Origin of the sequence: Deinococcus pimensis DSM 21231 (assembly GCF_000519345.1) — a bacterium.
Classification (GTDB): domain Bacteria; phylum Deinococcota; class Deinococci; order Deinococcales; family Deinococcaceae; genus Deinococcus_A; species Deinococcus_A pimensis.
Window position 1 is genome coordinate 2,989 of record NZ_KI912635.1, and the last position, 8,097, is coordinate 11,085.

Here is an 8,097-nt window from a genome sequence, read left to right on the forward strand (position 1 = left end):
AAGCGTCCGCGCCATCGTCGCGCACCTCGCGCCCGCCCTCGTGGGGCTCGACGTGCGCGACGAGGCCGCGCTGCGGGCCGTGCTGGGGAGCGTCGCGAACAACCACACGGCGCGCGGCGCGCTCGACATGGCGCTCTGGGACGCGCGAGCGGCGGTGGAGGGCACCTCGCTCCACGATCGGCTCGCCGGGCCGAACCGGCGGGTGCGCGTGTCGTACATTCTCGGCATCGACGAGCCCGCCGCAATGCTCGCGGAGGCCCGGCGCGTGTTCGAGGCGGGCGTGCGGGTCTTCAAGGTGAAGGTGGGCCGCGACCACGCGCGGGACCTGCGTGTCATCGACGCGCTCTCGCGGGAGTTCGCGGGGGCGGGCGTGGACCTCTACGCGGACAGCAACGAGACGCTCGCGCCGGACTCCGCGCCCACGGCGCTCGCCGCGATGCGGGACGCTGGCCTGCTGTACGTGGAGGAACCCCTGCCCGTGCGGCGGCTGCGCGCCCGCGCGGACCTGCGCCGCGCGGGGGTGCTGCCCATCGTCGCGGACGACTCGTGCTTCACCGTTCCCGATCTGGAGCGCGAGCTGGACTTCGACACCTTCGACGTGCTCAACGTGAAGACCGCCCGGACGGGCTTCACGGACAGCCTGCGGATGCTGGAGCTCGCCGCGCGCGCCGGGAAGCGGGTGATGGTGGGCTCGCAGGCGTCCACGACGCTCGGCACCGTCCATGCCGCCCTGATCGCGAGCCGCGCGGAGGTGGACGAGCCCTGCGAGCTGAGCTTCTTCCTGCGGGTGGAGCGCGACGTCACGACGAGCGTGCCTACCCTGAAGGACGGGGACCTGGACGTGGATTCGCTGCGGGACGTCCGTGTGGACGACCGTCGTCTTAATGAATCGAAATATGAGTGATCTGTGTGAGCAAACTCTGGAACTCTTCACCGGAGTTCGCTAGGGTAGGGGACATAAGGAGCGCCGTGATGGAAGCCGAAATGTTCAACACCCTGGTCGGACCCCTGCTCTTCGCCCTGATCGCCGGAACCTGGGGTTTCTTCCAGCGTCCCGAGAAGCGTGACCAGCTCCTGTGGGCCCTCACGCTCCTCTTCGTGTTCGCCTCCGGCGTCTACCACTACTTCCCCAGCCTCAACCTCTTCGGCGTCCTCGCCGTGTACGGCGTCGGCCTCGGCACCCTCATGGCGCTCTTCTTCCAGCAGGCCGCGCCCGTCCTCGCCAAGAAGAAGTAACGCAGCGAGGACCACGAAGCGCGCGAGGATTCACGTCCTCGCGCGCTCCCGCATTTCGCGCGCCTCCACCACCGCCGTCCACACGAACAGCGCGGCGGGCAGCGCGAACACCACGTACGGCGCCAGGGACGCGTCCACCCAGACGGTCACGAACAGCAGGGGCACCACCAGCAGGTACCCCAGGACGGCCGCCCGGTACACGGGCGGTGCCCACGTCCGCCCCCGCCACAGCCCGACGACCGCCGCCCAGCCCACGACGTACACGACCGAGCCGACCGAGGAGAGCGCCCAGAGGAACGCCTGCCGCCCCGACCACGACCCGCCGGGCGACAGCAGCTCGAAGGCGAGCCCCGCCGGGGTGATCAGGGCGAGCGCCGCCAGGGGCGCGAAGCACACTAGCACCACGACGTTCGCGATCAGCAGGCCACGCAGCAGACGGGAAGGCATGACCTTAGGGTAGGAAGGCACGCGGCCGGACCAGGGGACTGTTTCACAACGAAGGCCCCCGCACGCGCGGGGGCCCACATGTCGTCCTCGGGAACTTTACGCCTCGATGACGTTGCCGTTGTCGTTGCTGTCGGCGCTCTGGGCGCGCATCGGGTCGCTCTTGAGGAGCTGGAGCAGCACGGTCTGCAGGATGCCGCCGTTGCGGTAGTAGTCGATCTCGACGGGCGTGTCGATGCGGCAGCGCACCTGGAACTCGTTCACGGTGCCGTCCGCGGACGTGGCCTTCACCGTGAGGGTCTGGCGGGGCCTCAGGTCGTCGGAGAGTTCGATGCTGAACGTCTCGTCGCCCCTGAGGCCGAGGCTCTCGGCGCTCTGACCCGCCGCGTACTGCAGGGGCAGCACGCCCATGCCGACGAGGTTGCTGCGGTGGATGCGCTCGAAGCTCTCCGCGATGACGGCCTTCACGCCGAGCAGGAAGGTGCCCTTCGCGGCCCAGTCACGGCTCGACCCCATGCCGTAGTCCTTGCCCGCGAGGACCACGAGCGGAACGCCCACCGCCTTGTACGCCTCGGACGCCTCGAAGATCGAGGTGACCTCGCCGTCGAGGAAGTTGGTGGTGAAGCCGCCCTCCGTGCCGGGCGCGAGCTGGTTCTTGAGGCGGATGTTCGCGAAGGTGCCGCGCGTCATGATGCGGTCGTTGCCGCGGCGCGAGCCGTAGCTGTTGAAGTCGCGGGGGTGCACGCCACGCTCCACGAGGAACTTCCCGGCGGGCGTGTCCGCCTTGAAGGACCCGGCGGGGGAGATGTGGTCCGTCGTGACGCTGTCCGCGACCTTCACGAGGACACGCGCGCCCTCGATGCTCGTGATGGGCTTGATCTCGCCGCCGAGCTCGTCGAAGAAGGGCGGGTTCTGGATGTAGGTGCTGTCTTCCTTCCACTCGAACTGCTCGCCGCCCGCGACGGGAATCTCGTTCCACATGGCGTTGGACTGCTCGATGCCGTCGTAGACCTTCTTGAACATGTCCGCGTTGATGGCGCGGTCCATGATCTCCTGGATCTCCGCGTTGGTGGGCCACACGTCACGCAGGTACACCGGCTGACCGTCCGCGCCGATCCCGAGGGGTTCCGTCGCGAGGTCCATGTCCACGCGGCCCGCGAGGGCGTACGCCACCACGAGGGGCGGGCTCGCGAGGTAGTTCGCCTTGATGTACGGGTTGATGCGCCCCTCGAAGTTGCGGTTGCCCGACAGCACGGACGCCGCGACGAGGTCGGCCTCCACGATGGGCTTCACGACCTCCTCCGGGAGGGGACCCGAGTTGCCGATGCAGGTCATGCAGCCGTACCCGACCGTGTTGAAGCCGATCTTGTCGAGGTACTCCTGCAGCCCGGCGGCCGTGAGGTACTCCGTCACGACGCGCGAGCCGGGCGCGAGGCTCGTCTTCACGTAGGGCTTGCTGGTGATGCCGCGCTCCACGGCCTTCTTCGCGACGAGACCCGCCGCGATGAGGACGCTGGGGTTGCTGGTGTTCGTGCAGGACGTGATGGAGGCCAGCACGACCGCGCCGTGCCCGATCTCGCTCTCGCCCTTCTCGTTCACGACGGTGCCCCTGGCGCCCAGCGCCTCCTGCGGCAGCTCGAAGCCGCGCGCCTTCACGGGCGCGACGAGCGCCTCCTCGAAGACGGACTTCATGTCCGTGAGGGCCACGCGGTCCTGCGGACGCTTCGGGCCCGCGAGGCTCGGGACGACCGTGGACAGGTCGAGCTCCAGCACCTTCGTGAAGACGGGGTCGGGCGTCTCGTCCGTGCGGAACATGCCCTGCGCCTTGCAGTACGCCTCGACGAGTTCGATCTCGGTCTCCAGACGGCCCGTGCGGCGCAGGTAGCGCAGCGCCTCGTCGTCGACGGGGAAGAAGCCCATCGTCGCGCCGTACTCGGGCGCCATGTTCGCGATGGTCGCGCGGTCCGGGAGGGTCATGTTGCTCAGGCCGGGCCCGAAGAACTCCACGAACTTGCCGACCACGTCGTTGGCGCGCAGGATCTGCGTGACGGTCAGCGCGAGGTCCGTGGCGGTCGCGCCCTCGGGCAGCGCGCCCGTCACCTTGAAGCCGATGACTTCCGGGACGAGCATGTAGATGGGCTGGCCGAGCATCACGGCCTCCGCCTCGATGCCGCCGACGCCCCAGCCGACGATGCCGAGCCCGTTGATCATGGTGGTGTGGCTGTCGGTGCCGACGAGCGAGTCGGGGTACACGACGACGCCGTCGTCCTCGGGGCGGCTCATGACGCCCTTGGCGAGGTACTCGATGTTGACCTGGTGGATGATGCCGCTCGCGGGCGGCACCACGCCGAAGTTGTCGAAGGCCTGCTGGCCCCAGCGGAGGAACTCGTAGCGCTCGCGGTTGCGCTCGAACTCGATGGCGACGTTGTTCGCGAGGGCGAACTCCGTGCCGAACTCGTCGACCTGCACGCTGTGGTCGATGACGAGGTCCACGGGGATGAGGGGGTTGATCTTCTTGGGGTCGCCGCCGAGCTTCACCATCGCGGAGCGCATCGCGGCGAGGTCCACCACGGCGGGCACGCCCGTGAAGTCCTGCAGGATCACGCGGGCGGGCTTGAAGGGCACCTCGGCGTTCATGTCGACGCCCTCGCTGCCCCACTGGGCGAGGTTGCGGACGTCGTCCTGGGTGACGTCGTAGTCGTTCGCCTCGCGCAGGACGCTCTCGAGCAGCACCTTGATGCTGAACGGCAGACGGCCCGGATCGAAGCCGAGTTCCCTGAGCTTGTCCAGGCGGTAGTAGTAGACCTTGCCGTCCGCGCGCTCCATCAGCGTTTCACGCGCACCAAACAGATTCTTCGCCACGTCGTCCTCTCCTTCTCGCCGCCCGCGCGGCCCCGACGGGGCCGTCCTCGGGCGGTCTGCTTGTCCGGCCACCTGGCCGGGAGTGCTTGCGGCTCTCCGGGGTCGGGAGCGTTGTGGACAGCATAGCGCGGCGCGCGAGGGACGCTCCCCACCTGCGTTGTCACTGGCGCGGTGACAGTACGAGGGTGAACGCGGCTTCACCCTCGCGTGGTCCGGGTGACGGGGCCGCCTCCTACGGTCAGGAGTGGAGGACCACCATGACCGACCAGGGACGACGGGACGAGCCGGGCGTGATCCGCGAGTCGCGCGACAACGTGCCGCAGGAACGCGTACAGGACAACGAGAACTGGGGCGCGCGGAACAGGCTGCCCGAGGAGCGCGGTGAGGACTACTGGGAGGACGTCACCGATCAGAACAGGGAACCGGAGGACGAGAAGCTCGACCCATGAGTGGAGAGACGCGTCACCGCCCCAGGCATGAGCACCGGGCCGTCCCGGTGCGTAAGCAGCCATGAGTGGAGAGACGCGTCACCGCCCCAGGCATGAGCACCGGGCCGTCCCGGTGCGTACCTGCCCTCACGCCATCCCGCACGCGCGGTGCAGCAGGAAGCGCAGCTCGTCGCGCGACAGTCGGCGCGGCACGAGTTTCAGGCCCAGCTCGTCGGGACCGAGCGGGACGTAGCGCAGGTCCGGCTTCATCACGAGGTCACGCGAGCGCGTGAAGGCCAGCGTGAACGTGGCGCGCAGCTCGTACGTCTCGTCGAGGAGCCGCACGAGGGGCGCCGGGTCCCCGGACGCGAGCGCCAAGAGCGCCGGATGCAGGCCGAACTCCTCGTCGAGCTCCGTCGTGGCGCGCTGCACGTCCAGCAGGGCCCCGGCGGGCTTCAGGGCGTAGCCCTCGACGCGGCGGCGGCAGGTGGCGTCCGTGTCGCCGCGTGTCACGACGACGCGCCGTCCCGCGCGCTCGGCGGCGTCGAGGAAGGTCCAGAGGCGCCGCAGGGAACTGTAGCTCTCGAGGTGCAGGTACCCGGCGGGTTTCGCCGGGAGGGGCTCGGACGGGCGGGACACGCGCCCAGTGTACGGGGACGCGCCCGCGCGCGGGGACTTCAGGCAACGTTGAGTCCGTCACCCTCCCCCCACACGCGCGCGGACGCCGCGCGTATGACGGGGGCATGACGAACACCCGGCCCGACCTCGACGCCCTGCTCGCGCGTCTCGATCCCGCCCGGCTCGGGCGGCTCGCGGAGCGCGTGGACCTGCCCGCCCTGCTCGACGCGGCCTCGCGGCTGGACGACACGCGCCTGCGTCAGCTCGCGAAGCTCGTCTCGAACGACGACGGCCGCCGCGCCGCGCCCGAACCGCCGCCCGTGAACGCGGACTTCTTCGACCTCACGTCCACCCTCACCGACCGTCAGCGCGACGTGCAGGCGCGCGTGCGGCGCTTCATGGAGGAGGAGGTGCGGCCCATCGCGAACGAGTACTGGAGCCGTGACACCTTCCCACGCGAGCTGATCGGCAAGTTCCGGGCGCTGGACCTCATCCGCGAGATCTACGACGAGCGCGCCGAGCGCCGCCCGGACGCGAGCGTCACGGAGGGGATCGTCACGATGGAGATGGCGCGCGTGGACGTCTCCACCGCCACCTTCTTCGGGGTGCATTCGGGCCTCGCGCTGGTGTCGGTCGTGATGGGCGGCAGCGAGGAGCAGCGCGCGGAGTGGGTGCCGCGCATCCTGAACATGGACGTCGTGGGCGCCTTCGCCCTGACGGAGCCCGGCGTGGGCTCGGCGGCGGCGGGCGGCCTCACCACCACCTGCCGCCGCGACGGCGACACCTGGGTCCTGAATGGCGAGAAGTACTGGATCGGGAACGCCACCTTCGCGGACTTCGTGGTGGTCTGGGCGCGTGACGTCGCGGACGATCAGGTCAAGGGCTTCATCGTCCGGACGGACAACCCCGGGTACGGCGTGCGCAAGATCGAGGGCAAGATCGCCCTGCGGATGGTGGAGAACGGCCACGTGACCCTCACGAACTGCCGCGTGCCGGAGTCGGACCGTCTGCAGCACGCCACGAGCTTCCGCGTCACGGCGGACGTGCTGCGCGCCACCCGCGCGGGCGTCGCGTGGCAGGGCGTGGGCTGCGCCACGGGGGCGTACGAGCGCGCGCTGCGGTACGCGCAGCGGCGCGAGCAGTTCGGGCGGCCCATCTCGCACTTCCAGCTCGTGCAGAACCTGCTGGTGCACATGCTCGGCAACGTGACCGCGATGCAGACGATGTGCCTGCGCCTCTCGCAACTGCAGGACGCGGGCGCGATGCGCGACGAGCACGCCAGCCTCGCGAAGGTCTTCACGGCGGCGCGCTGCCGCGAGACGGTGGCGCTCGCGCGGGAGGTGCACGGCGGCAACGGCATCCTGCTCGACCACGAGGTGGCGCGCTTCTTCTGCGACACGGAGGCGATCTACAGCTACGAGGGCACCAACGAGATCAACACGCTCGTGGTGGGCCGCGCGATCACGGGGCACGGCGCGTTCGTCTGACCTGGAAGGCGGGCGGCCCGGAGACGTGAGCTCCGGGCCGCCCGCTTCTCGGGAGCTCAGCCGCCCGGGTTGACGGTGGGCTTCACCGCCTCGGGCTTCTTCACGCGCGACGCGGCGGGCGCGGCGGGGGTGGCGCTCGGGCCGACCTCGTACACGGCACGCCACGCCTTGTAGTTGGTGTTCAGGCGCTCCGTGCGGACGCCGCTCGCGTCCCTGATGGTGCGGGTGATGTAGAGGTTGTAGCCGTCGGCGGCCCAGTCGACCTGACGGCGCTGGCCGGGACGCAGGGCCGTGTTGACGAGGGTGAGCGGCGCGGGCGCGGGCGTCCGGGAGAGGATCACGGCGGGGGAGACCGTGACGGTGCGCGGGGCGGGGCGGCCGTAGACACGCACCTCCAGCGTGCCCCTCCGGGCGTCGTTGTACGTGCGGATCAGCAGGGCGCCGGGCGTGTCGTTCTTCACGCGCAGGTCCACGCCGGGGTCGTACACGGCGGCCTCGAAGCCCACCTGCGGATCGTACCAGTGCACGCGGTAGGCGTGCTGGTTGCGCTCCACGACCGGCAGACCCGCCGAGTACAGCGCGCGGAAGGTGGTGGTGGACACCTGGCAGACGCCCCCGCCGATGCCCTCCACGGTGCGTCCGCCGGAGATGACGAGGGCGCTGCGGAAGCCGCTGGCGGCGTCGATGCGTCCGATGGCGTTCAGGAAGGAGAACTCTCCTCCCTTCGGGACGACGAAGCCGTTGAGCTTCGCGGCGGCCACGGCGACGTTCGTGGCGCGCTCGGCGCGCGAGCCGAGGTAGGTGCTGCGGCCCACCGCGATGAGCTTGAGCCCGTCGGGATCGGGGAGCGTGGCGACCGTGACTCCGGGCACGTCCGTCTCGACGGGAAGGGTGACCGCGCGCACGTCGGGCCGCGTGACGGCCTCGCCGAGGGCGCGGATCGCCTCGTCGCGGTTCACGCGCTGACCGGTCTGCTCGGGCACCGGGACGAGCTTCCCGGCGCGGGCGACGTAGCGCGCGTC

Annotated in this window: 8 protein-coding genes; 4 read left to right on the plus strand and 4 right to left on the minus strand. The window is 70.3% G+C overall.

All coding sequences use genetic code 11. From position 1 onward, the window contains the following. A partial coding sequence (locus DEIPI_RS29260; RefSeq protein WP_045233868.1) for an enolase C-terminal domain-like protein occupies positions 1–904 on the plus strand: 904 nt, incomplete at its 5' end. 68 nt (positions 905–972) lie between these two features. Further along, positions 973–1,236 (plus strand): hypothetical protein, encoded by a 264-nt coding sequence (locus DEIPI_RS0107075; RefSeq protein WP_027481311.1) that lies wholly within the window; start codon positions 973–975, stop codon positions 1,234–1,236. 30 nt (positions 1,237–1,266) lie between these two features. Here the strand turns inward: DEIPI_RS0107075 and DEIPI_RS0107080 are convergent, their stop codons facing one another. Continuing rightward, positions 1,267–1,683: a hypothetical protein gene (locus DEIPI_RS0107080; protein ID WP_027481312.1), complete on the minus strand. Its 417-nt coding sequence runs from the start codon at positions 1,681–1,683 to the stop codon at positions 1,267–1,269. A gap of 96 nt (positions 1,684–1,779) precedes the next feature. Then, entirely contained in the window at positions 1,780–4,506 is a 2,727-nt protein-coding gene (acnA, locus tag DEIPI_RS29265) for an aconitate hydratase AcnA (RefSeq protein ID WP_045233869.1), read from the minus strand. A gap of 293 nt (positions 4,507–4,799) precedes the next feature. On the opposite strand from acnA, the gene DEIPI_RS0107090 reads away from it, so the two are divergent. Continuing rightward, positions 4,800–4,991, plus strand: coding sequence for a hypothetical protein (locus tag DEIPI_RS0107090; RefSeq protein WP_027481313.1), 192 nt, complete (start codon positions 4,800–4,802; stop codon positions 4,989–4,991). A gap of 126 nt (positions 4,992–5,117) precedes the next feature. Here DEIPI_RS0107090 and DEIPI_RS0107095 read toward each other — a convergent pair whose 3' ends face one another. Beyond that, positions 5,118–5,609: a hypothetical protein gene (locus DEIPI_RS0107095; protein WP_027481314.1), complete on the minus strand. Its 492-nt coding sequence runs from the start codon at positions 5,607–5,609 to the stop codon at positions 5,118–5,120. A 104-nt stretch (positions 5,610–5,713) separates the two neighbouring features. On the opposite strand from DEIPI_RS0107095, the gene DEIPI_RS0107100 reads away from it, so the two are divergent. Beyond that, positions 5,714–7,075 carry an acyl-CoA dehydrogenase family protein gene (locus DEIPI_RS0107100; protein WP_027481315.1) on the plus strand — a complete coding sequence of 454 codons (1,362 nt, stop codon included), beginning with the start codon at positions 5,714–5,716 and terminating at the stop codon, positions 7,073–7,075. Between the two features lie 56 nt (positions 7,076–7,131). On the opposite strand, the gene DEIPI_RS29270 is transcribed toward DEIPI_RS0107100, so the two are convergent. Beyond that, positions 7,132–8,097 (minus strand): VanW family protein (locus tag DEIPI_RS29270; protein WP_045233832.1); only part of this gene is annotated, 966 nt, incomplete at its 5' end.

Excerpts from the sequence above, each read along its gene's own strand:
- DEIPI_RS0107080 (WP_027481312.1), bottom strand. The coding sequence starts at position 1,683 with ATGCCTTCCCGTCTGCTGCGTGGCCTGCTGATCGCGAACGTCGTGGTG.
- DEIPI_RS0107075 (WP_027481311.1), top strand. The coding sequence starts at position 973 with ATGGAAGCCGAAATGTTCAACACCCTGGTCGGACCCCTGCTCTTCGCC.
- DEIPI_RS0107100 (WP_027481315.1), top strand. The coding sequence starts at position 5,714 with ATGACGAACACCCGGCCCGACCTCGACGCCCTGCTCGCGCGTCTCGAT.
- acnA (WP_045233869.1), bottom strand. The coding sequence starts at position 4,506 with ATGGAGCGCGCGGACGGCAAGGTCTACTACTACCGCCTGGACAAGCTC.
- DEIPI_RS0107090 (WP_027481313.1), top strand. The coding sequence starts at position 4,800 with ATGACCGACCAGGGACGACGGGACGAGCCGGGCGTGATCCGCGAGTCG.